This window comes from Parafrigoribacterium mesophilum (assembly GCF_039652555.1).
GTDB classification, from domain to species: Bacteria; Actinomycetota; Actinomycetes; order Actinomycetales; family Microbacteriaceae; genus Parafrigoribacterium; species Parafrigoribacterium mesophilum.
This window is the reverse complement of record NZ_JBDJAF010000001.1, coordinates 2,012,340-2,034,781: the sequence shown is the minus strand read 5'-3', so window position 1 is coordinate 2,034,781 and position 22,442 is coordinate 2,012,340. Positions and strand designations below refer to the sequence as shown.

At 64.9% G+C, this 22,442-nt stretch carries 18 protein-coding genes; 14 read left to right on the top strand and 4 right to left on the bottom strand.

Features of this window, described 5'->3' with window-relative positions; all coding sequences use genetic code 11:
- The first annotated feature begins 1 nt into the window (after window position 1).
- The 13 genes from ABFX56_RS09685 (at window position 2) to ABFX56_RS09625 (ending at window position 16,037) form a co-directional block, all read left to right on the top strand.
- Window positions 2-2,434, top strand: coding sequence for a N,N-dimethylformamidase beta subunit family domain-containing protein (locus ABFX56_RS09685; protein WP_346233038.1), 2,433 nt, complete (start codon window positions 2-4; stop codon window positions 2,432-2,434).
- 27 nt (window positions 2,435-2,461) lie between these two features.
- Complete coding sequence (locus ABFX56_RS09680; RefSeq protein ID WP_346233037.1) at window positions 2,462-3,523, top strand: Gfo/Idh/MocA family protein; 1,062 nt, start codon at window positions 2,462-2,464, stop codon at window positions 3,521-3,523.
- The gene (locus ABFX56_RS09675) at window positions 3,520-4,515 is read left to right on the top strand and encodes an NAD-dependent epimerase/dehydratase family protein (RefSeq protein ID WP_346233036.1); all 996 of its coding nucleotides are present in this window, start codon (window positions 3,520-3,522) and stop codon (window positions 4,513-4,515) included. The genes ABFX56_RS09680 and ABFX56_RS09675 overlap by 4 nt, the downstream gene beginning before the upstream one ends.
- Window positions 4,512-5,663: a DegT/DnrJ/EryC1/StrS family aminotransferase gene (locus ABFX56_RS09670; protein WP_346233035.1), complete on the top strand. Its 1,152-nt coding sequence runs from the start codon at window positions 4,512-4,514 to the stop codon at window positions 5,661-5,663. The genes ABFX56_RS09675 and ABFX56_RS09670 overlap by 4 nt, the downstream gene beginning before the upstream one ends.
- Window positions 5,660-6,304, top strand: a complete 645-nt coding sequence (locus ABFX56_RS09665) for a NeuD/PglB/VioB family sugar acetyltransferase (RefSeq protein WP_346233034.1) — start codon at window positions 5,660-5,662, stop codon at window positions 6,302-6,304. Before ABFX56_RS09670 ends, ABFX56_RS09665 begins: the two co-directional genes overlap by 4 nt.
- A complete protein-coding gene (locus tag ABFX56_RS09660; RefSeq protein WP_346233033.1) occupies window positions 6,301-7,353 on the top strand; it encodes a glycosyltransferase family 2 protein in 1,053 nt (350 codons plus the stop codon). Before ABFX56_RS09665 ends, ABFX56_RS09660 begins: the two co-directional genes overlap by 4 nt.
- Window positions 7,350-8,891 carry a lipopolysaccharide biosynthesis protein gene (locus ABFX56_RS09655; protein ID WP_346233032.1) on the top strand — a complete coding sequence of 514 codons (1,542 nt, stop codon included), beginning with the start codon at window positions 7,350-7,352 and terminating at the stop codon, window positions 8,889-8,891. Before ABFX56_RS09660 ends, ABFX56_RS09655 begins: the two co-directional genes overlap by 4 nt.
- A 5-nt stretch (window positions 8,892-8,896) precedes the next feature.
- On the top strand, window positions 8,897-10,009 hold the full coding sequence (locus tag ABFX56_RS09650) for a DegT/DnrJ/EryC1/StrS family aminotransferase (protein ID WP_346233188.1): 1,113 nt from the start codon (window positions 8,897-8,899) through the stop codon (window positions 10,007-10,009).
- Window positions 10,003-11,121 (top strand): glycosyltransferase family 2 protein, encoded by a 1,119-nt coding sequence (locus tag ABFX56_RS09645; protein WP_346233031.1) that lies wholly within the window; start codon window positions 10,003-10,005, stop codon window positions 11,119-11,121. The genes ABFX56_RS09650 and ABFX56_RS09645 overlap by 7 nt, the downstream gene beginning before the upstream one ends.
- Window positions 11,122-11,129: 8 nt before the next feature.
- Complete coding sequence (locus tag ABFX56_RS09640) at window positions 11,130-12,332, top strand: rhamnosyltransferase WsaF family glycosyltransferase (protein WP_346233030.1); 1,203 nt, start codon at window positions 11,130-11,132, stop codon at window positions 12,330-12,332.
- A 48-nt stretch (window positions 12,333-12,380) separates the two neighbouring features.
- Window positions 12,381-13,130, top strand: coding sequence for a YveK family protein (locus ABFX56_RS09635; RefSeq protein ID WP_346233029.1), 750 nt, complete (start codon window positions 12,381-12,383; stop codon window positions 13,128-13,130).
- Window positions 13,131-13,197: 67 nt separating this feature from the next.
- Window positions 13,198-15,141, top strand: a complete 1,944-nt coding sequence (locus tag ABFX56_RS09630) for an O-antigen ligase family protein (protein ID WP_346233028.1) — start codon at window positions 13,198-13,200, stop codon at window positions 15,139-15,141.
- A complete protein-coding gene (locus ABFX56_RS09625) occupies window positions 15,138-16,037 on the top strand; it encodes a right-handed parallel beta-helix repeat-containing protein (protein WP_346233027.1) in 900 nt (299 codons plus the stop codon). The genes ABFX56_RS09630 and ABFX56_RS09625 overlap by 4 nt, the downstream gene beginning before the upstream one ends.
- Before the next feature lie 22 nt (window positions 16,038-16,059).
- Here ABFX56_RS09625 and ABFX56_RS09620 read toward each other — a convergent pair whose 3' ends face one another.
- Window positions 16,060-17,259: a glycosyltransferase family 4 protein gene (locus tag ABFX56_RS09620; RefSeq protein ID WP_346233026.1), complete on the bottom strand. Its 1,200-nt coding sequence runs from the start codon at window positions 17,257-17,259 to the stop codon at window positions 16,060-16,062.
- Window position 17,260: 1 nt separating this feature from the next.
- Window positions 17,261-18,628 (bottom strand): glycosyltransferase family 4 protein, encoded by a 1,368-nt coding sequence (locus ABFX56_RS09615; protein WP_346233025.1) that lies wholly within the window; start codon window positions 18,626-18,628, stop codon window positions 17,261-17,263.
- 95 nt (window positions 18,629-18,723) lie between these two features.
- On the opposite strand from ABFX56_RS09615, the gene asnB reads away from it, so the two are divergent.
- On the top strand, window positions 18,724-20,598 hold the full coding sequence (gene asnB, locus ABFX56_RS09610) for an asparagine synthase (glutamine-hydrolyzing) (protein WP_346233024.1): 1,875 nt from the start codon (window positions 18,724-18,726) through the stop codon (window positions 20,596-20,598).
- Window position 20,599: 1 nt separating this feature from the next.
- On the opposite strand, the gene ABFX56_RS09605 is transcribed toward asnB, so the two are convergent.
- Window positions 20,600-21,481, bottom strand: coding sequence for a glycosyltransferase (locus ABFX56_RS09605; protein WP_346233023.1), 882 nt, complete (start codon window positions 21,479-21,481; stop codon window positions 20,600-20,602).
- Complete coding sequence (locus ABFX56_RS09600; RefSeq protein WP_346233022.1) at window positions 21,478-22,377, bottom strand: glycosyltransferase family 2 protein; 900 nt, start codon at window positions 22,375-22,377, stop codon at window positions 21,478-21,480. Before ABFX56_RS09600 ends, ABFX56_RS09605 begins: the two co-directional genes overlap by 4 nt.
- Window positions 22,378-22,442: the final 65 nt, after the last annotated feature.

Here is a 22,442-nt window from a genome sequence, read left to right as displayed (position 1 = left end):
AGTGGATTGGCGCGGTAGATCGTCCAAGATCGCGATAGCCTTCGCGCTTCCGATCCTGCTCGCTCTGGCTTTGGTGGGGATCATCACCACCATCAACAGTGCCCGGGACGCGGTCAATTCCAGCCGATGGGCCGCCACATCCGCCTCGCCGAGTTCCGATGCCTGCGGCCCCTCCGGCAACGCGATCACCTGCGAGAACAGCAAACCGGGACAACCGGCATCGGTGTGGGACATCAACGGCGCCGGAGATCCGTCGATCCAAGGTTTCGCCACAGACATCAGCGCCGACATCGGCAGTCGCATCGATTTCAAGATCGACACGACGGCCACGAAATACACCATCGATGTGTACCGATCCGGCTGGTACCAGGGACTCGGGGCGCGCAAGGTGGCGCGAGTCACACCGTCGGCCACCCTCCCGCAAACGCAACCTCCGTGCATCACGAACACCACCACCGAGATCTATGACTGCGGCAACTGGTCGGTGTCGGCGTCCTGGGACGTGCCACCCGACGCGGTGTCCGGAGTCTATTTCGCCCTGCTCACCCGCACGGACACCGGTGGCCAAAGCCACATCATGTTCGTGGTCAGGGACATGTCCAGCCATGCCGACATCCTCTTCCAAACCTCGGACACCACCTGGCAGGCCTACAACAGCTACGGCGGGTCGGACTTCTACCAGGGCGCCGCCCACGATCGGGCGTACAAGATCAGCTACAACCGGCCCCTTGCCACACGCAACGGGGTGAACGAACGCAGCTTTTACTTCGACAACCAGTACCCGCTGGTGCGGTTCTTGGAGAAGAACGGGTACGACGTTTCCTATTTCAGCGCCGTGGACACCGACCGATTCGGCGCCAACCTCCTCAACCACCGAGTCTTCCTGTCGGTGGGCCACGACGAGTACTGGTCCGCGCAACAACGCAAGAACGTCACCGCCGCCAGGGATGCCGGAGTGAACCTGCAGTTTCTTTCCGGCAACGAAATGTACTGGCATACCCGATATGAACCGTCTGCGGATTCCAGCGCCACCCCATACCGCACTCTGGTGTGTTACAAGGAGAGCTGGAACGACGCGAAGATCGATCCGTCCCCGGAATGGACCGGAAGTTGGCGCGACGGGCGCTACGCTCCGCAATCCCAAGGCGCGGGGCTGCCCGAAAACGCACTCACCGGAACCATTTACATGGTCGACCAGGGCGACCTCCCCGTGACCGTCTCGGCCGAGGAGGGAAAGCTTCGGGTGTGGCGCAACACCCCGCTGGCCAGCCTCGCCCCGGGAACCAGTCGAAAGCTGGCCGAGCACACCATCGGATACGAGTCAGACGAAGATCTGGACAACGGATTCAGGCCGAACGGCCTGATTCACCTGTCCACGACCACCGGGCAGGCGGATGCGACGGTACCGGGATACGAAAGCAGCAAGGACGTAGTTCCCGGGGTCACGACCCATCACCTGACGCTCTATCGGGCCGCCAGCGGTGCGCTCGTCTTCTCGGCAGGCAGCGTGCAGTGGACCTGGGGACTTGACTCGGAACACGACGGGGACGGCGCGCCAGCCGATCCCAACATGCAGCAGGCTCAGGTCAACCTGCTGGCCGACATGGGAGCACAGCCCGCGTCACTGACCGATTCGCTGACCCGCTCCGGCGCCAGCACTGACGATACTGCGCCCACCACAACCATCAATACGCCCACGACCGGCACCACCGTCACGAACGGGTCCGAGGTCACCGTCACAGGCACGGCTTCCGATGCCGAAGGACAGGTCGCCGGAGTGGAGCTGTCCACGGATGGTGGGACGACCTGGCACGCGGCCGCCGGAACCGCCGATTGGGAATACAAGTACTTCCAGGAAGGCATCGGTGCGCGAAGCGTTCAGGCCCGGGCCATCGACGACAGCGGCAACTTCTCGGCCAACCCTGAATCGCTGACGCTGAACGTCACCGGTCCGTTCAGCGTCTTCGGCGCCCAACCCGCGCCCACCCCCGCCGTCTCCGACCCGACTCCGGTGGAACTCGGACTGCGTTTCAGTCCGACTCAGCGCGGCGTCGTCACCGGGGTGCGGTTCTTCAAGGGCCCAGGAAACGACGGAGTACACACCGGCTCGCTCTGGAGTGCCTCGGGAAAGCTGTTGGCACAGGTGGACTTTTCGGGTGAATCCGACACTGGCTGGCAGAGCGCGAGATTCCCATCCCCGGTCAGCGTGGCCGCTGACACGACCTACGTCGTCTCATATTCCGCACCGCAGGGCCATTACGCCGCCACGGACTTGTATTGGATGTACCGCGGCCGCGACGCCGGCCCACTCCGCGTCGCGGGCGGTTATGGCGCGGCGCCGGCCGGGGTGTTCAGCTTCACCCCAGGCTCCTTCCCCCGATCCACCTATCAGCAGAGCAACTACTTTGTGGACGCGGTTTTCCGCGCCGACTGAGCCCGATCGAGAACGGAGACAAAACAGATGACGGACAAGTTGAAGATCGCAGTGGTCGGTGCCGGTTATTGGGGTCCGAACCTGGCGAGAAATTTTCGGGGCAGTTCCGACTTCGAGTTGAGCGCGATCTGCGACCTTGACCGTCAGCGCGCCGACCGGCTGTCCGCGCAGATCGGCGGAGTTCCGGTGATCACTGACCTTGACGCGCTGCTCGCCGATGATTCCTTGGACGCCGTTGCCATCGCCACTCCCGCTCGCACCCACCACGGCATTGCGCTGGCAGCGCTTCGGGCGGGCAAGCACGTGGTGGTGGAGAAGCCCCTAGCCGACAGCACCACCTCCGGACTGGAAATGCTCCAGGAGGCGCAGGCCAACGACCTCGTCCTCATGGCTGACCACACCTACTGCTACACACCGGCTGCTCTCAGGATCCGCGAACTGATCCAGGACGGAGCACTCGGCGAGATCTTGTTCTTCGACTCGGTGCGGATCAATCTCGGCCTGGTTCAGCCAGATGTCGACGTGTTCTGGGACTTGGCCCCGCACGACCTGTCCATCATCGACTTCGTTCTCCCCGGCGGATTGCGGCCCCTGAGCGTCTCCGCCCAGGGGGCAGACCCACTCGGTGCGGGCAAAGCCTGCGTCGGCTACCTCACCATCCCGTTGGAGCACGGCGCGATCGCCCACGTGCACGTGAATTGGCTGAGCCCGATCAAGATCCGGCAGCTGGTCATCGGCGGGACGAAACAGACTCTGGTCTGGGACGATCTGAATCCGCAGCAGCGGGTCAGCGTGTACGACCGGGGGGTGGACCTGCACAGCCAGTCGCTGACCGGTGCCGATCGCGCAGCCTCAACGATTTCCTATCGACTTGGTGACACCTGGTCACCCGCACTGCCGGAACACGAAGCGCTGTCCGCCATGGCGAGTGAATTCGCGTCGAGCATCCGGCAGGGACTTCCCTCACGCACCGACGGCATTTCCGGAATGCGGGTGCTGTCCGTGCTGGAGGCCGCATCACGCAGCCTCGAGGCGGCAGGAACGCCGGCTCAGCTGGAAAACCCCGTGGAACTGGAGATGCACCGATGAGCGAACTGACGGGAGCCGACGTACTGGTCACCGGAGGGGCCGGGACCATCGGATCCACCATCGTCGACCAACTGCTGGACGCCGGTGCGACCCACATCGACGTGCTGGACAACCTCGTGCGCGGCCGCGCCGCCAATCTGGACGCCGCGCTGGCTTCGGGCCGGGTGACGTTCATCGATGGCGATATCCGCGACCGTGCGCTCGTGCAGGACAGCACACGCGGAAAAGACCTCGTCTTCCACGAAGCGGCGATCCGGATCACGCAGTGCGCCGAGGATCCCCGGCTCGCCCTCGAGGTGCTGGTCGATGGCACGTTCAATGTGTTCGAAGCGGCAGCTGACGCTCACGTGGACAAGCTGATTACGGCCTCCAGCGCTTCGGTCTACGGCACTGCCGAGTCCTTTCCCACTCCGGAACGGCACCATCACTTCAACAACGACACGTTCTACGGCGCAGCGAAGTCCTTCAACGAGGGGATGTTGCGCAGCTTCCGCGCCATGAACGGCATCGACTATGTGATCCTGCGGTACTTCAACGTCTACGGACCACGGATGGATGTGCACGGAGCGTACACGGAGGTTCTCGTGCGGTGGATGGAGCGGATTGCCGACGGGCTGCCACCGATCATCTTCGGCGACGGGCGACAAACGATGGATTTCGTGTTCACCAGCGACATCGCCAGGGCCAACCTGCTCGCGGCCGACAGCGGCATCCGGGACGGCGTTTACAACATCGCGCGCGGGCAAGAGACCAGCCTGCTGGAGCTCGCGGAATGTCTGCTCAGAGTAATGGGTTCAGACCTCACCGTCGAGCACGGGCCCGAGCGGCCGGTCAACGGGGTGGTCCGCCGGCTCGCCGACACTTCGGCAGCACGCCGAGATCTCGGCTTCGAGGCGCAGGTGTCTCTCGAGGACGGCCTGCGGGACCTTGTCGAGTGGTGGCGTCCCCTGCGCGAGGAAATCGCGGCCGGGAGGAGTGTGACGATCCCATGAACCGCATCAACGTCATGAAACCGTGGCTTGGCGAAGAAGAAATCCAGGCCGTCACCGAGGTGATCGAATCGGGGTGGGTGGCCCAGGGGCCCCGAGTTGCTCGCTTCGAGGACGCGTTCGCGCGCGCCATGCACTCCGACTACGCGGTGGCGACCTCCAGTTGCACGACGGCGCTGCACCTTGCCGTCATCGTCTGCGGCATCGAACCGGGCGATGAAGTGATCGTGCCGTCGTTCTCGTTCATCGCCACGGCCAACGCCCCCACCTATGTCGGCGCCCGCCCGGTGTTCGCCGACGTCGACCTCGTCACCGGCAACGTGACGGCGGAGACGGTGGAGCGGGCCATCACCGATCGAACCCGGGCGGTGATCGTGGTGGACCAAGGTGGCGAGCCGGTGAACCTGGAGCCGATCCGGAAGCTCTGCGACCCGCGCGGCATCGTCGTGATCGAGGACGCCGCTTGTGGTGCAGGCTCCACCTATCGCGGGCATCCGGTGGGGCGAGGCGCGGACATTACCGCATGGTCCTTTCATCCCCGAAAACTGCTGACGACCGGTGAAGGTGGGATGCTCACCACCCCCAACCAGGAATGGGCGGCTCGGGCGCGTCGACTGCGCGAGCATTCGATGAGCGTGTCGGCCGCCGCACGACAGGTGGAGGTGCTGGCCCCGGCCGAGCAGTACCTGGAAGTGGGATTCAACTACAGGATGACCGACCTGCAGGCAGCCATCGGGCTCGTGCAACTGAGCAAACTTCCCGCGCTGGTCGAACGCCGCCGGGAGCTCGCCGCGCGCTACGCGGAGGAGCTGAAAACGATCGATGGCCTACGCCCGGTGACCGACCCGGCCTGGGGTACCAGCAACTTCCAGTCCTATTGGGTGGAGGTGCTTCCGGCGTGCGCACGCAGCCGTGACGGCGTACTCGCAGCCCTCGCCGAGGCCGACATCTCGGCGCGGCGGGGCATCATGGCCGCGCACCTCGAGCCGGCCTACCGCGGCCGGGACAAGGCCGCCGCCGCGCTGCCGGTCACCGAGCGGCTCAGTGAGAACACGCTCATTCTTCCGCTGTACCACCAGATGACCGCCGCAGAACAATCGCGGGTGACCGGTGCACTGCGCACCAGCGCAACCCGACGAGGTGCGGCATGAGAGAACTGCTCCTACTGGGCGCCAGCGGTCTGGCCAGGGAGGTGGCCGATGCGGTGCAGCACGCTTACCGCGTCATCGGCGTTCTCGACGACGACGCACACCTTCACGGCAGCCGGGTCGCCGGTGTCGATGTCCTCGGCGGCACCCGACTCGCAGCGGAACTCGACGCGGATCTGCTGGTGTGTGTCGGGTCCGGATCCGCCAGACGCTCGGTCGTACGGCGATTGCTCGCGCTGGGTGTGGGCGAGCAGCGGTTCGGAACGCTCGTGGATGCATCGGTGCACATTCCCGGGTCCTGCTCGGTGGGCGTGGGGAGCATTCTCCTGGCCGGCACCGTCCTGACCACCGATGTGACAGTGGGCAAACACGCGGTGGTCATGCCCAACGTGACCCTGACCCATGACAACGTCCTGAAGGACTTCGCCACGGTGGCTTCCGGCGTCTGCCTGGGGGGTGGTGTGGTGCTCGGCGAAGCGAGCTACCTGGGCATGAATGCCTCCGTGCGTCAGTCGGTGCGCGTCGGCGCCGGCGCGGTCATCGGGATGGGCTCTGTCGTGCTGCACGACGTTCCGAACGACGAAACCTGGGCCGGCGTGCCCGCCGACGCCCTCGCCGTCGCCCGGCCAGGAGGGTCGCCATGATGCCGGCCAAGCCCCTGACGACCAGACCTACCGTCTCCGTGGTGATTCCCTGCTACAACTACGGACGGTACCTGCCCGGTGCCGTGCGTAGCGTCCTGGATCAAGACGATGTTGACCTTCAGATCATCATCGTGGACGACGCCTCGACGGACACCAGTGCTGCCGTCGCCCAATCGCTCGCCGCTGCGGACCCTCGTATCACGCTGATCCAGCACCCGGGAAACCTCGGACACATCGCCACGTACAACGACGGTCTGCGCCGCGTATCGGGTGACTACGTGGTGCTGCTGTCCGCCGACGACCTACTGGCGCCGGGGAGTCTGGGGCGGGCCTGTGCGCTCATGGAGCACCGTAGCGACGTCGGGCTCGTCTATGGCTTCGCCCCCGACTTCAGCGACGAGCCGCCCGAGGTACACGGTAACTTCAGCTACTGGTCGGTGTGGGACGGTGAAACCTGGATCGGACAAATGTGCCGGCGCGGCGCCAACATCATCGTCAATCCGGAAGCGGTGCTGCGGCGTTCGGTCATGGATGATCTCGTCGGTTACCGGGCGAACCTGCCGCAGACGGCAGACATGGAGCTGTGGATGCGCGCAGCGACCCTGGGCAGCGTCGGCCGGGTGAACGGACCGCCGCAGGGCTTTTACCGTGTCCACGACGCCAACATGCATCTGAACGACTTTCAGGGACTGCTCACCGAAACGCGCGCCCGTCGGGATACCTTCCGAGAGTTCTTCTCCAGGGAGGGGGCCGAACTGTCTGCGCCGGAGAAGTTGCGCGAGCGGGCGCTGCGGGCAATCGCGTTCGAGGCGATGCGCGAGGCGCGGGCCGTCCTGTCCCAGCCGGGGCGGGCGGCCGTTGAGCACGCAGGAGACTTCGCCGAGCTGGCTGTGGAGACGTGGCCGCGGATCTTGAAAACCTCGCTCTACCGCCAATACCGGCGTCGGCAGAACCGTCCGGTCGGCCGCGCCAGACGGTACGTGGAGGGGGAGTTGACCTCGGTGAGGGGCGCATTGCGGTGGCGGCGCTGGCGGCGGTTCGGCACATGAAAAGAAACGCGCTGCACTCCGATAGACCGGCGAGCTCACCAGGAACCCCAGCGCGCGATCAGCGGCAGCCGATCGTCGGCACGCTCGCGCGCGACGTGCGGCGCGCCATCGCCTGGAGTAGCCTGAGCAACCTCGTTTTGCGGGTGAGTTCGCTGGCCGTCGGTATCGTCCTCGCTCGGCTACTCAGCCCCGAGGAATTCGGAATCTACGCCGTCGCTCTGACTGTGCAGACCATTCTGATGACGATCGCGGATCTGGGGCTCAGTGCCGACCTGATCCGGTCGGAGAATCCCGAGCGCAAGGCACCAACGGTGGCGACACTCGGAATCACCGTCGGGGTCCTGCTCACGGCAGGGATGATGGTCACCTGTCAGGCATTGGCGGACTCTCTCGGTAGCCCGGATGCGGCAGGGACCATCGCGGTGCTCGCCATCACACTGGTGTTGGGCGGAGCCGGCGTTGTGCCGTACGCCATGCTGCAACGTCGCTTCGCGCAAAAGCAGCTTTTTGCCATTTCGGTGGCGGATTTCGTGGTCGGCACTTCGATCACCATCGGCTTGGTTCTGCTCGGCTGGGGTGTGATCGGGTTGGCGATCGGTCGCGTCGTGGCGCAGTCCCTGACACTGCTGCTCCAGTTCGTCTTTGCCAGGGTGCGCCCGAAGTTCGGCTTCGACCGGTCTCTGGTGAGACAGGTGCTCGCGTTCGGTCTACCCATTGCCGGCGCGAACTTGATCTCGTGGGCACTTCTCAACGTCGACAACGTCGTGATCTCCCGTATTGCCGGGCCCACGGCGCTCGGGTTCTACGTTCTCGCGTTCAACATCTCCAGCTGGCCGATGAGCGCCATCGGGCAGGTCGTCCGGTCCATTTCACTTCCTCTGTTCGCGCGATCGGTCGGCAAGAACAAGCACACCGTTCTGGCCGATACCACGGCCCTGGCCTGGGCTGCGACTCTGCCTGCCGGGGCGTTCCTCGCCCTGCTGAGCGCTCCGATCATCGTTGTCGTGTACGGGCCGAAGTGGCTGCCGGCTGCGCAGGTGCTCGCCGCCCTGGGCATGTTCGGCGCACTGCGGGCCCTTTTCGACCTCTTCGCGGCGTATCTGCTGGCGCGCGGTGCATCCCGATCGGTGTTGTGGACACAGGTGATCTGGGTAGCCGCACTGGTGCCAGCGCTCATCGCCGCCACCGGATGGCTGGGCATCGTCGGAGCCGGATGGGTGCACCTGGCGGTAGCCGTGGTCTTCGTACTGCCCGCCTACCTCATCGCCCTCCACCGCACTGGAATCGAGCTGGCCGGCCTCGCCAGGGCGTGCTGGCCACCCATTGCCGCGATGATTCCAGCGTCTGCGGCAGTACTGCTCGTCTCGACACAATCGGATGCTGCCCTGTGGCAATTCTTACTCGGCGGGCTCAGCGGCGGTGCCGTGTATCTGGCACTCATTTATCGGTGGGCAACCAGGCGGATCCGCGCGGCAAATTCGGTTCAGACGACAGGTTCGCATCGGGAACAAAGTTCGGTTAAGGAGGAGCAGTCGTGAGCACGATGACAACACAGGACATTCCATTGGTGGATTTGAGCATCCAGCACGAGGAGATCGCCGAGGAAGTGCGCGCCGGTTTCGAGCGCGTCCTCGCCGCGGGCAACTTCATCCTGGGGCAGGAAGTCGATTCCTTCGAAGCACAGTTCGCCCAGTTCTGCGGTGTCGAACACGTGGTCGGCGTCGGCAGCGGAACCGACGCACTGGAACTGGCACTTCGAGCAGGCGGCATCCGGAGCGGTGACGAGGTGATCGCCCCCACTAACACCTTCGTCGCCACGGCCGAAGCGGTCGTGCGAGCTGGCGGCATCATCCGGCTCGTAGACTGCGACGAGAACTACCTCATCGACCCTGCCGGTGTGAGCGAAGCGCTGAGTCCGCGCACGAAAGCGATCATCGGAGTCGATCTGTACGGACAAGTCGCCCCTGCCCAATCGCTTCGAGAGGTTGCCGGGCCGGACATTCTGCTGGTGGAGGATGCCGCCCAATCACAGGGTGCCCGGCAGCAGGGTCAGCGGGCTGGAGGCCTCGGCGACGTCGCCGGAACCAGCTTCTACCCGGGGAAGAATCTCGGCGCCTACGGCGACGGCGGTGCAGTGCTGACTAACTCGAGCACGATCGCCGACCGCCTCCGCCGGCTGCGTAACCACGGCGGCACCCGGCGTTACGAGCACCTGGAACTCGGCACCAATTCTCGCCTTGACACCCTGCAAGCGGTCGTGTTGTCGGCGAAACTGAGCCGCCTGGACCGGTGGAATCAGGCCAGGCGCGACGCCGCGGCGTACTACACGCAGTTGCTGGAAGAAGTGCCGGACGTCATCGCTCCGCGCACAGCGGAAGGAAACGAGCACGTCTTCCACCTGTATGTGGTCCGGGTACCCCAGCGGGACCGAGTGATGGCGATGCTGCGTGATGCGGGCATCGGCGCAGCGGTGCATTACCCAGCACCGCTTCACCGGCTTCCCGCGTTCACGCACCTCGGTATCGGCGCCGGCACCTTTCCGATGGCGGAACGGCTGTCCGCCGAGATCCTGTCGCTGCCGATCTATCCCGGAATATCCAGGGCACATCAGGACCGGGTAGTGGAATCGCTTTCGGAGGCGTTGGCCGCATGCTGACTCTCAACCCAGCGGAGTCGACCATTCCCCAGACGTTGGACGTCGTCACCGGATCGGCGGTGTCCCAACATCCGGCACGGCCGCCTGCCGTCACGGTCATCGTTCCGTGCTACAACTACGCGCGCTTCCTGCCCGCGGCGGTGGACAGCGCGCTCGCGCAGGACGGCGTTCAAGTCGAGGTTCTCATCGTCGATGACGCATCCACCGACGGATCCGCCGAAGTGGCGACGCGTCTGGCCGCGCGAGATGGCCGGGTGCGCCTGATTGCCCGCCCCAGAAACGGAGGACCGGTCGCCAGCTTCAATGATGGCCTGGCAGCCGCTGATGGCGAATACCTGATCCGGCTCGACGCAGACGACCTGCTGACCCCAGGCTCGGTCGCCCGGGCGACCGCCCTGGCCGAGCGTTACCCCGCCGTTGGCCTGGTCTACGGCCATCCACTGCATTTCGCCTCCCGAAGGCTTCCGCGCCACCGGGATCGCGCGACACGATGGGACGTGTATTCCGGCGCCGAGTGGCTCGAGCTGCGCTGCCGCCTCGGGGTGAACTGCATCACATCACCCGAGGTCGTGATGCGCAAGAACATCGTCGATCTCGTCGGCGGTCAACGGTCGCTGGCTCATACCCACGACATGGAAATGTGGTTCCGACTCGCTCGGGAGGCCGACGTCGGCTGGGTCGGCGGCAGCGATCAAGCCTGGCATCGCGAACACGCCGACAGCCGCTCGGCACGACAGGTCGATGTGATGACCGACTTGCATGAGCGGGCGGCGGCGTTCGAAATGCTCTTCACCGATGGCAGAGGCGACCCTGACGACAACGCGCGACTGCTCGGCCTGGCCCTTGGTGCGTTGGCCAACGAGGCAATGGCCCGGGCCAGTTCGGCGTACGCCAAGGGCCGCGGCGGCACACCGGAAACAGACCGGTACCTCGAGTTCGCTGACAACCTGGGGATCGACCTTGCCGGCCTGCGCTTCACCGGCGTGGTTCGCGAAGCGCTGCGACTGGGGCCCGCACGATCGCGACTGTCTCCATACCTCATCGCGCAGGCCGCGGCCTATCGGCTCTCGCGCGAGTTGGGCCGGCCGCGATGGCGTTCGAAGGGAATGTGAGATTGCCGATGACCATCATGACCGATGCTGGCAAATTGCTCCGCGTGCTCCGGGCCGAAGGATTACCCGGCGTCGCAGAACGAGTGACACGGCGGGCATCCGCACACTGGGGCGGCAACATAGAACCGCTGTACCTCCGCTCCGAGGATATTGTCGACTCCGCGACCATCACTTCGGCCCCACCTGCGACCGCCACACCGTCGGGTCAGCCGTTGTCCGTCGGCTGGGTGATCACGGCGCCCGGGCCGGCGTCCGGCGGACACACAACGATTTTCCGCTTCGTCCAGGCGCTCGAATCAGCCGGCCATCGTTGCGTTCTGTATGTCTATGACGGTCAGGGTGGAGGGGCAGCACAGTACGAGAAGATCATCCGCACCTGGTGGCCGGCCATACGAGCCGAGGTGCGCGCGGTGCGCGACGGCCTGTCCGGCATGGACGCTTACGTCGCCACCGCGTGGGTGACCGCGCACGTGCTGGCGAAGCACGACACGGTACCCGGGAAGAGGTTCTACCTGGTGCAGGACTTCGAGCCGTATTTTTACCCACGCGGCTCAGCCTACGAACTCGCCGAAGACACCTACCGATTCGGGTTTCCCACCATCACGGTAGGGAACATGGTGGCCCAGGAACTGCGCGATCGATTCGGCACGCGGTGCACGGTGGCGCCGTTCGGGTGCGACACTCAGAAGTACCAGGTCACCAATCGGGCTCCTCGCGACGGTGTTGTCTTCTACGCGAAGCCGGGCGTGTCCAGACGGGGCTATGAGATGGGGGTGTTCGCCCTGGAGCTTTTCCACCGGGAAAGACCGGACATCCGCATTCACACCTTCGGTATCGAGGCGCGGAAGCTTCCTTTCCCGGCAACAGTGCATGCCCACTTGGCACCCTCGGCGCTGAATTCGCTTTACAACGAGTGTGCAGCCGGCTTGGCTCTCTCATTCACGAACATCTCCCTCATAGCGACGGAGTTGCTGGCCGCTGGGGTCGTGCCGGTGGTCAACGATTACGAGGGAACCAGAGCAGACTTGAACAACCCGAACGTGGCCTGGTCTCGAGCCACCCCTCACGCCTTGGCCGATGCGCTGAGCCGCGCGGTGGATCATCAGCGGGCGGTGGGACCCGACACCTTGCGAGGCAGCGTCAACGGGTTATCGTGGGCACCCGCGCAAGCGAGCGTCCTGCGCGCGATACAGGACGAATGTGCACGCTGACCCGATTCTCATAGTTTCCGAGGAATTTCCCGACCCGGAGGAGAGACAATGACATTGCACACCATCTGGGGGTTTCTGTCGCGCTGGCGGTGGGTACTGATTCCTGGTCTGGTGGTGTCCCTGCTGTGTGCAGGCGCCGCGTTCTTCTTCACGCCGATCAGCTACACGGTCTCCTCCAGCTACTTGTTTCTGTCTCCGGTGCGCGACGCGGAAACGGGAGCGGCCGGCAACCCGCTGTTGCAGCTCGGAAACGGAGTGTCGGGCACGGTGGATGTGCTCGCAGTATCGGTGATGAACGGTGAGACTGTGCGCAAGTACACCGCCGGCCACCCGAACCTGGAGTACACCGCCGGGCGGGACACCTCCGTCGCCGCTCCGCTGATGGTGGTCACCGTGACGGACAGCCAACTGAGCACGGCCGAGTCGACGCTCGGCTCGCTGGAAACGGAGTTGGGCCAGAGGCTGGCAAAGCTGCAGCAGCAGGCCGGTGCACCGCGTTCGCAATGGGTGACTATGAAAGAGATCACCCGCGACCCGGAACCGGAATTGGGGTTCGTCGAACCGGTGAGAAATGCGGTCCTGGCGTTCCTGGTAGCCGGGCTAGTGCTCTTCGGCGGCATCGGGCTGAGAGAGCGCCGCCGTTCCTCTCGGAGCCTGAAAGAGCGCGAGCGGGCGGAATCGAGCAGTGAGGCGGACGCCGAGCGGCAGGTGGAACAGCTCGTGGGAAAATTCGGCGACCCGGCAGCGACATCCGCCACGCCCGTGATGCACGACCGCGCGAGCGAAACTCGAGTGTAACGTGCCGAACGCGCCTTTTGCGCCTGCCAGAGTTGCGCCTGGAAGCACTCGCGCGCCGGGCGCTGGAATGACCGCGTACACCAGTTGGCGGCGGGATCACGCACGCGATCCGTTGATCGTCTTCCAGATCTACCTGGCACTGCTCGTGTTCTCGCCGTCGATCTATATCGTGCCCGGCCTGGGCGCAGCAGGAACGCCCGCCACCATCTTCGGCTGTGTCATCTTCATCCTGTGGGCCATTGGTCGCACGGCCAATCCGCGAGGCGATCTCGGACACACACCGATGCACTGGGTCGTGGGACTTTTCTCGTTCGCCATGTTGCTCAGTTTCTGCGCGGCGATGTTGCGGCCGCTCAGTGCCCCGGAATTGGCCTCCTCCCTGCGCGGACTACTCAGCCTCATGTCGGGCGCCGGGGTTATTTTGTTCGCCGCCGACAGCATGCGCACCAGAGCACGACTGGATGCCTTGCTCCGATTCGTTGTGCTTGCGGCATTCCTCCTGGCGACCATGGGGGTGATCCAGTTCATCAGCGGTGTGAACTTCGTGGACCTGTTTCACATCCCCGGTCTTGTCGCCAATGACGACCTTGTTGGTTTGTATGAACGATCGGGATTCACCCGCGTCGCCGCCACCGCAACCCACTCCATCGAGTTCGCCGCAGTCGTGGGAATGGCATTGCCTGTCGCCGCTCACCTCGCGGTGAATGCGACACGGCGTCGCTGGTGGTGGTGGACCCAATTCCTCGTCTGCCTCATCGCCCTGCCCTTGACAGTGTCCAGGTCGGGCGCTGTCGCGCTGATCGTCGGGGCGCTCTTCGCGTTCGGCATCGCCCGGAAACGACAGCGGCTGCTGTTCCTGATTCTGCTGCCGTTCGCCGGCCTTGCCTTTCGATTGTTGGTGCCGGGGATGTTGGGCACTATTCGAAGCCTGTTCACCTCAGCCTCCCAAGACATCTCCATCACGGGACGGGTCGGCGATTACGAGGCGGTTGCGCAGTTCTTTTCTCAGTCGCCGTGGATCGGTCGGGGACTCAGCACGTTCATCCCGGGCATCTATCGGACCTTGGACAACCAGTTCCTGGCCACCATTGTGGAGTCCGGGCTGATCGGGCTCGCTGCTCTATTGCTGTTCTTTTTGGCTCCGATCGTTCTCTCCGTGCGGGCGGCTCTGACGGTCCGGACACGTTACCTTCGGTCGCAAGCGCTGAGCATAGCGGCCGGGATCACGACAGCGCTCCTGCTGGCCTTCACCTTTGACGAGTTCGGCTTCCAAATGGCCTTCGGCATGATGTGTCTGTTACTGGGCGCCGCCGCGGGCGTGTGGCGAATCTCCCGGGCCGTTGCGATCCCGCAGCAGGCGTCGCCGACCGGCCCCACCGTGCTTCTGAACCGCAAGGCAAGGACGATCGTGGCGATCTGGGCACTTGCCATCGTCGCCATCGGCGGCGCCGCCACGCTGTCGGCACGCGGCGAGTTCGAAGCCAAGGGGTCGGTGGTACTCCGCGTGCTGCAATCGGGTGACGCCAACGTGTACGACCAGAAGCTCGAAGCGCCAGGGCTGTCCGACGTCGTGCGTTATGTCATGGACAGCCGCCAGACGCGGGCCGCCCTGGCGTCCGCGGCGGTCAACGACTACTCCGTGGCCGTCGGCACCGGCAGCCTGGCTCCCGTGACAGACGTAATGGGCTACGGCGACCTCATGTGGTTCGCTGCCAGGGCAGGTACCCCGGACGCCGCCCGGCAGAACGCCGACCTCGTCCGATCGAAGCTGACCTCTGAGGTTGGCGAGCTGCAGTCGAATCAAGAGATACCGAGCGGGTTGACGGTGCGGCCATACACTTTCGCCGACATCGAGGTTTTCGAGACCCCCGTTCACAAGCCGGCCGCTTTGCTGGGAGTGGCCGCCTTGGCCGGCCTAGGCGCGTTGCTGCTGAGCATCGGGCTGCGCAGCATCACCGCCATGCGACTGGACCCCCTGCCGGTGTCTCGAAAACCGGATCGATCACCATGAACGGATGGGTCCGCGCCGCCGCCACGGTACTCACGGCTGCCGCAACTATTGTTCTCGTGACCGGATGCACCGGCGGTGGACCGGCTCCGCATCCACCCAGCTCCCCCGCCCCGGTAACGACAACCGGCGAGTTGCCCACTGCCGCCACGACCGGCGTTCCGAAATCGGTGACGTTGAAGCGTTACACCGGGCCAATGACGATCACACGGTCCGGAACGGTGCTCGATGGCTACGCGATCGACGGCGTGCTTCACGTGCGAGCACCCCACGTCACCATCCGGAACTCTCGGATCAACGGACGCATCGACACCGGTGACCAGAACGCATACCCCGGCACGATGATTCAACGAGTGGACATCGTCGGGCCTTACGACAAGATCGACGACGGTGGATATGCGGCCGTTGGCTATACCGGGTTCACCTGCGATGGGTGCCGTGTTCGCGGGTGGGGCAAGGGCTTCGCCCTCGTCGCGGATGTCGTCATCAAGAACTCCTGGGTACACGACATCATCGTCCACGGTGATCCCGCCGACGGTGGCAGTCACAACGAGGCGATCATCAGCCTCGGGGGCAACAATTTCACGATCGTGAACAACCGCCTGGACGCCGGGGACGCTCCCAACGTTTCGGCCAGCCTCGCCCTGTACGGCCAACTGGCGCCCATCAGTAACGTTCTGGTGCAAGGGAACCTGTTCAACGGCGGTGGCTACTGCGTCTACGCCGGCGATTCGACCTCTCATCGGGCCAGCAACACGAGATTCGTTGACAACGTGTTCGGCTCGCGGTACGGCCCCCACTGCGGTGGATATGGACCGGCGACCGCGTTCGAGCCCGGTCACGGCAATCTTTGGAAAGGCAACGTCTTCCAGGACGGTTCTGCCGTGGCAGCACCATAATCGCTGAAGTACGGGCCGTTGGCTACGCCGTCGCCGTGGGCCGTGCGACCATGGCGATGGCAGTTCGGTAGCAGCCCAGCAATGACTGTGCCGCGGCATCCCAGGACAGGAAGTCGCGGCGCGACGTGGCACGGGCTGACAATGCAGCAAGACCCGCCGGATCGCCGGCCAGTTGACGCAACTGTGCGGCGATTACGTCTGCCGCTCCCACCGGATGAACGAGGAAGTCGACGCCAGCGTGTCCTAGCGCGCCACTCGCTTCGCTGACCAGCGGCACGCATCCACTTGCCTGAGCTTCGATGGTGACCAGAGCGCTACCCTCCGTCCAACTAGGCAGGATCAGCACGTCAGCTTCTAAGAGAAAGCGCGAAACGTCATCGATGAAGCCGACCGTGCGCACCCCCGGAAGCGCGAGCTGCCCCGAGATAGCCCGGGCATAATCAGGAAGAACTTCCCCGGCGATCAGGAATTCCGCCTCGGGTAGATCGGCCAAGGCCCATGCCCGCAGTGCGACGTGCAATCCCTTCGTGGGATCCCCTCGGCCCAGGAACACCGCCCGGAACGGCCGGTGTTGTCGCACGGCGGTGCGCGCCGGGAATCGGCGAAGATCGCAGCCGTAGCGGTGTTGCAAGAGGCGATCGGCGGGGAAGCCCTCGGCAAGGAATTCCCTCTGCGCATAGTCGGACGGCACGAGCACCGCGGTCGCCGCACTGTACTCGGCTTCCTCCTTCGCGAGGACCGCGGGATTCGCGGCATGTGAATGGTTCGGTGGCAACGGCACGCCGGCATCGGCCGCGGCGGCCGCCGAGGCGCGCATCACGCTACCCGTGTGCGGGTTGGGGGATTCACGCACCGCGGCAATTCCCGCCGTCCGGGCGGCGCCGAGGCTCCGAAGACATCCCCTGGGCCATGCGTGCAACAGATCCACCTGCCGGGGATGTCTGCTCAGCCAGCGTGCCACCCGGAAATCGTGATAGTCGTATGCCCGCTGCACACCGATCGCCCGGTGTGGGACACGGCGCCCAGCAACGACCATGGTCTGATGCACCGCCAGGCGCGCCGGCAGAGTAGCGCTTCCCACCGAGGTGCAGATCACCGTGATGTCCAGACCGAGGCGCTCAAGTCCGAGTACTTGCTGCAGGGCAGTCTGCGCTATTCCTGGCCGATCCAGCGGATGCGGGAAGCTGTACAGCACCCTCGGCAGTGCGAGCTGATCCGGCACGCTAGCCACCCGCACCGGATGTCGGCGACCGCTGCGCGATGAACGCATCGAACGCATCGGCATCCTCCAGGTCGACGTAGCGCACGCCCTCGCGCTGGTAGTCCTCGGCGGGGCGGGAAACGGCAGGCCATCGACTACGTCTGCCCTCGTCCGGAGTGATCTGGAAAAGGTCGTCGTACACCCCGACATACGCCTGAGCCTGCGGTTGCCAGTCCAGTTCGGTGGACACCCGCTCGCGCGCGGCACGCCCCAGCGCGACCCGGCGGGCCGGATCGTCCATCAGCGCTTCCACCGCATCCGCGAACGCGCCGATGTCTCCTGACGGGACGTACACCGCGGTGTCACCACCGGAGACCCTCGTTTCGGTGAGGTCGAAGGCCACGGACGGCAAGGCGTAGGCCATGTACTCCATGGTCTTGTTCATCGTGGACAGGTCATTGAGTGGTGTCTTCAGATCCGGGCACACACCCAGGTCTGCCGCGCTCAGGTATTCGGCGATTTTCGCCGCACCGACTCGACCGGTGAAGATCACGTGATCGTCGAGACTGAGTTCGCTCGATTGGGCGCGAAGGTCCTCTAGACAGTCCCCGAACCCCATCAGGACTGCCTTCACTCCGGTGCGGCCGCGTCGATGCACGAGTTCGTCGACGACTTCCAAAACCTTGTCGACGCCGTCTTGCGGTCCCATGATCCCCAGATAAGCGAGCAGAAATTCGGCACCTTCCCTGATCCCGGTCGGCGGATAGATGGGCCGCATCGCCCTGGTATCCGGTCCGCTTCGCACCACCGTGACCAGCTCGGGGGCGAGATTGCCCCTGGTCACCGCGATGTGCTTGTACGAACCGTTCGTGGCGATCGCCCGGTCGGCCACCTGATACGTCCTGCGCTCCAGCCACAGCAGACCCCGGTACTGGATGCGTGCCCCCAGCGTGCGAGGCTGGCCGAAGCGGGAGATGAACAGTTCCGGATTCAGGTCGTGGTGATCGAACACGAAGCGCACACCGCACGCGCGCCATAACAACGCCAGCAACCAATAGGTATCCGGCGGATTGCACGCCTGGATGACGTCAAAACCGCGTTGCCTGCGCACCCGTATCGACAGCACAGCGGTACGTATCCAGGAATAGGCGAATTCAACGACGAACCCGAGCAGTCCCTTTGCTTCGGGAGCCGGCGTGTACTGATAGATCCCGACTCCGTCCAGTTGCCGGTACGGCGGATCGCCCGGTCCCTTCGGACAGATCACGCTGACGGAGTACCCCTGCGCGGTGAGGGCCTGACACTCCAGCCAGACCCGACGATCCAGCGGCACCGGAAGGTTCTGCACGATGATGAGCACGCGAATGCCGCGGTGTTTCTTATGTTCCATGGTGTTGCTCCTCGCGCTTCGGGTAGCGGTGGGTGCTTGCCTTGCACAACATACGCCTCAGGTAGTTCCCAGTCGATAGTTGCTCGTGTCGACGTATGCTGAATCTCGTGTGTGGGATCGTTGGGATCCGCCGCTTCTCCGGCGAGTCCGTGCCGCGTGAAATCCTGGAATCGATGGCAACGTGCGTGAGCCATCGAGGCCCCGACGACAGCGGGTTCTGGCAGGGCCCCGGGATCGGGCTCGGCCACGCCAGACTGTCCATCATCGACCTCGCCGGGTCTCACCAGCCGATGCACTCCGTGGGCCAGCGATGGACGATCGTCTTCAACGGCGAAATTTTCAACTATCGGCAATTGCGTGCGGAGTTGGATTATCCGTTCCGCACGAACGGCGATACCGAGGTGATCCTTGCGGGGATCGCGGTGCACGGCATGGCCTTCATCGACCGGCTGGTGGGCCAGTTCGCGTTCGCACTCGTTGACCGAATCACCGGCACGGTACATCTGGTGCGTGATCGGGTCGGCGTGCTGCCGCTGTACTACTCGCTGACGGCGAGTGAATTGGTGTTCGCCTCGGAAGCCAAGGCCGTCATCGCCGGCTCGGCCCGCAGGCCGCAGGTTGACCTGGCCAGCCTGGATGGGTACCTTTACGCCCGGTCGGTGCCGGCACCGCACACGCTCTTCGAGGGCGTCATGAAGCTGCCGGCCGGACATCGGGCCGAAGTGAGCACCGACGGCGCCGTGCGCATTCTGCGCTACTGGGAGCCGCCACCGGCCGACCCAGCCGGCCGTTGGAGCGCCGGAGAGGCCATCGACGCAGTGGACAGTATGGTCACCGAGGCGGTGGACGCTGCGCTCGTCGCCGACGTGCCGGTAGGCGCATACCTCAGCGGCGGCATCGACAGCAGTTTGATTGTGGCAAAGATTGCGGCGCTGAAGCAGGACCATCCCGTTCAGACCTTCGCGGCCGGATTCGGCGACCCACGAAACGATGAACTGCACTGGGCCCGCAGGGTGAGCGAGCACGTCGGCACCGACCACCACGAGGTCGCGGTGAACGCCGACGACTTCGAATCCCTGTGGACGACGCTCACCTGGCACCGGGATGCCCCGATGTCGGAACCTGCCGACATCGCGGTGTTCCGCCTGGCACAGGCAGCACGAGCGCACGTACGAGTTGTCTTGTCGGGAGAGGGCGGCGATGAACTGTTCGCCGGGTACCCCAAGTACCGCGCGGCACGAGCGGTGCAGTTAGCCTCTCATCTGCCGTGGCGACTGCGTTCTGGCGCCGTGAATGCCGTGGAGGACCACCTGCCTGGGCGCCTGGGCCGGCTCAGGATAGCGCTTCGTGCCGCCGGTGAACGTGACCGTCAGGAGCAGTACCGCAGTTGGTTCGCGCCGTTCACCGGCCGCGAGCGCGGGTCGTTGCTCGCCGGCGTGCCGACAAGGGAAACGCGCGGACCCGATGTGCGGCGCGAGGACGCGATCCGCGGGATGCTGCTCACCGACCTCTGGAGTTGGCTCCCAGACAATCTGCTCGAGCGCGGCGACCGGATGTCCATGGCCGCCTCGCTGGAGTTGCGACCACCGTTCCTCGACCATCGGCTTGTCGAACTCGCCTTTCGACTCCCTTCGGAACTCAAGGTTCGAGGCGGCACGACGAAGTGGGTGCTCAAGGAGGTTGCACGCCGCTATCTGCCAGACGAGATCGTGGACCGCCGCAAGGTCGGCTTCCGCGTCCCACTGGACTCCTGGTTCCGGGGTGACCTTCGGGATTCGATGTGGGACCGGCTTACCGGATCGGGCTCCTTCGTCGGAGCTACCCTCGACCGCGCCGAGATTCGCAAACTACTTGAGCGGCACGAAAGCGGCAAATTCAACGAGGAGAACCGCATTTTCACGCTGATGTCCCTTGAGGTGTGGCACGAAACGTTTTTCGGCGCGCATCGCAGTGTGCCGTCCACGCCCTGACTCAGCGGAGTTCTGGTGCGTTGCCGCCGGAGTTCGCGACTTTTCGGGAACTCTCGTCCCGCTCCCACTGCCTCGATTTGCCGCCCAACTTGGCGCGGGCCCTCGCGAGAACGATGAGTGCAACATAAGCCACGGCGGCGGGGGTAAATCGGGGGCGACGCGCAACCAGGTCGACGAGATCGCGCAGTTGACCGCGCTGTCCTTGGGAGACCGGGCCGCCGGTGCCCTGCCGCTCAACATCGTCTTGGGTCCGATAAGTGCGGGTGAGGATTCCGAGCAGATGGGCTGCCTGCCTAGGGGTGTGCACGACCACTGGGTCGGTGTCCACGATCACCGTTTCCCGCTCGGAGAAGAGCGAATCGATGAACAGGTCGTCCGAGACGATGTCGGGAAATTCCCCGAATCGGGCCCGACCTTCCACCGACAAGGCGTAGGTTCCCGCACCCCAGAGTGCCGAGCGTATCGACGGGAGTCGGACCCGCACGCTGTACCAGGAACGGACCAGCCAGCGCGCTCCCGACGTGTCGAAGTGAATCGGCGGTCGGGCTGCCAGCGCATCACCGCGGCCGAGCGCATCCATCACCGCGAGCGCCGCGGCGGCGGTCATCACGACATCGGCGTCGAGATAGATCCGTGGTCCCGGCACCGCCATCCGGTCACCGGCGCGCAACGCAGCGGCCTTCGACGCCGTCGCCAGCTCGACCACAACGACCCCCGGCCGAGCACGCGCAGCGGACGCGGTGTCATCCATGCAGCCGTTACACGCGACAATGACCTGAATAAGCCCCTCGTCGATGGCCGGCTGCAGCGCGTCGAGGCACCTGCCGATGACAGCCGATTCATTGTGCGCGGGAATGACCACGGCGCCGAGCGGCGCGGTCACTGTCCGCCACCGGGTAATGCGACCCTGGCACGCCGCGACAACAGTGCCCTGAGCGCCGCCCTGGCACCGGGGCGCCGCACCCGTAACAGGTGATGAACAACCGAGACGACGAAGAACGCTGCGACGGGGAGCGCGGGGTGCCACTTGCGGTAGTATCTCAGCTTGTTCACCGCCAAGAGCGCTTCGAGTTGCGCGGAACTGCCGGAGCCCGCTCCCCTGTGACGCACGACCGCATCCGGGACAAAGACAATCGCGTAGCCGGCTTCGCGAAGGCGGCGGGAATAGTCCGTCTCCTCGGAATACAGGAAGAAACGGCCCGCATCCCACGCTCCGACCTGCGCCAAAACCTCCGAGCGCACCATCATCGCTGCCCCGGTTGCCCAGTCGGTCGTCGCCTGGGCGGAGTACCGCAACGGCATCCGCACCATCTCCGATAACCAGTGCGGCCTGCCCGGCCAGTGGTCACCCAACATCGCCTCGCCCAGCGCGCGGAAAAGCGTCGGCTCGTTGCGCAGGGAACGCTGGCGGGTGCCCTTGTCGTCCACCACGAGCGGCACGGATGCGCCGACCGTGTCGTCGGAGCAGGCGTCGGCGAGCGCGGCCAAGGCGCCGGGATCCAGAATGAGATCCGGATTGAGAAACACCGTGAACCGAGATTCCGGTGCGTGCCGCACGCCCAGGTTGATGCCACCGGAATAACCCAGATTGTCGCCAGCCGAAATAACGCTCACCCTCGGGTCACGCTCGATGACCCGGTCGAGATGATCCTGACCGTAGTTGTCGACGATCACTACACACCAACTGAGGGGTCCCGCCGCGGCGGGCATCGACGCCAGTAGCGCGGGCAGATCGTCCGCGCTTCGATACGCCACAACGATCACCGCACAGTCGATCATGCGTTCACACTACAAAGGCTGCACCATCCTGACAATGCACGAAGCGGTGCCAGAGGAGCACGTCC

What these genes read in the sequence shown, in the direction of transcription:
- ABFX56_RS09645 (WP_346233031.1), top strand. Translation starts at nt 10,003, where the DNA reads ATGCTGACTCTCAACCCAGCGGAGTCGACCATTCCCCAGACGTTGGAC.
- ABFX56_RS09665 (WP_346233034.1), top strand. Translation starts at nt 5,660, where the DNA reads ATGAGAGAACTGCTCCTACTGGGCGCCAGCGGTCTGGCCAGGGAGGTG.
- ABFX56_RS09670 (WP_346233035.1), top strand. Translation starts at nt 4,512, where the DNA reads ATGAACCGCATCAACGTCATGAAACCGTGGCTTGGCGAAGAAGAAATC.
- ABFX56_RS09630 (WP_346233028.1), top strand. Translation starts at nt 13,198, where the DNA reads ATGACCGCGTACACCAGTTGGCGGCGGGATCACGCACGCGATCCGTTG.
- ABFX56_RS09615 (WP_346233025.1), bottom strand. Translation starts at nt 18,628, where the DNA reads ATGGAACATAAGAAACACCGCGGCATTCGCGTGCTCATCATCGTGCAG.
- ABFX56_RS09675 (WP_346233036.1), top strand. Translation starts at nt 3,520, where the DNA reads ATGAGCGAACTGACGGGAGCCGACGTACTGGTCACCGGAGGGGCCGGG.
- ABFX56_RS09635 (WP_346233029.1), top strand. Translation starts at nt 12,381, where the DNA reads ATGACATTGCACACCATCTGGGGGTTTCTGTCGCGCTGGCGGTGGGTA.
- ABFX56_RS09640 (WP_346233030.1), top strand. Translation starts at nt 11,130, where the DNA reads ATGACCATCATGACCGATGCTGGCAAATTGCTCCGCGTGCTCCGGGCC.
- asnB (WP_346233024.1), top strand. Translation starts at nt 18,724, where the DNA reads ATGCTGAATCTCGTGTGTGGGATCGTTGGGATCCGCCGCTTCTCCGGC.
- ABFX56_RS09625 (WP_346233027.1), top strand. Translation starts at nt 15,138, where the DNA reads ATGAACGGATGGGTCCGCGCCGCCGCCACGGTACTCACGGCTGCCGCA.
- ABFX56_RS09655 (WP_346233032.1), top strand. Translation starts at nt 7,350, where the DNA reads ATGAAAAGAAACGCGCTGCACTCCGATAGACCGGCGAGCTCACCAGGA.
- ABFX56_RS09680 (WP_346233037.1), top strand. Translation starts at nt 2,462, where the DNA reads ATGACGGACAAGTTGAAGATCGCAGTGGTCGGTGCCGGTTATTGGGGT.
- ABFX56_RS09650 (WP_346233188.1), top strand. Translation starts at nt 8,897, where the DNA reads ATGACAACACAGGACATTCCATTGGTGGATTTGAGCATCCAGCACGAG.
- ABFX56_RS09600 (WP_346233022.1), bottom strand. Translation starts at nt 22,377, where the DNA reads ATGATCGACTGTGCGGTGATCGTTGTGGCGTATCGAAGCGCGGACGAT.
- ABFX56_RS09660 (WP_346233033.1), top strand. Translation starts at nt 6,301, where the DNA reads ATGATGCCGGCCAAGCCCCTGACGACCAGACCTACCGTCTCCGTGGTG.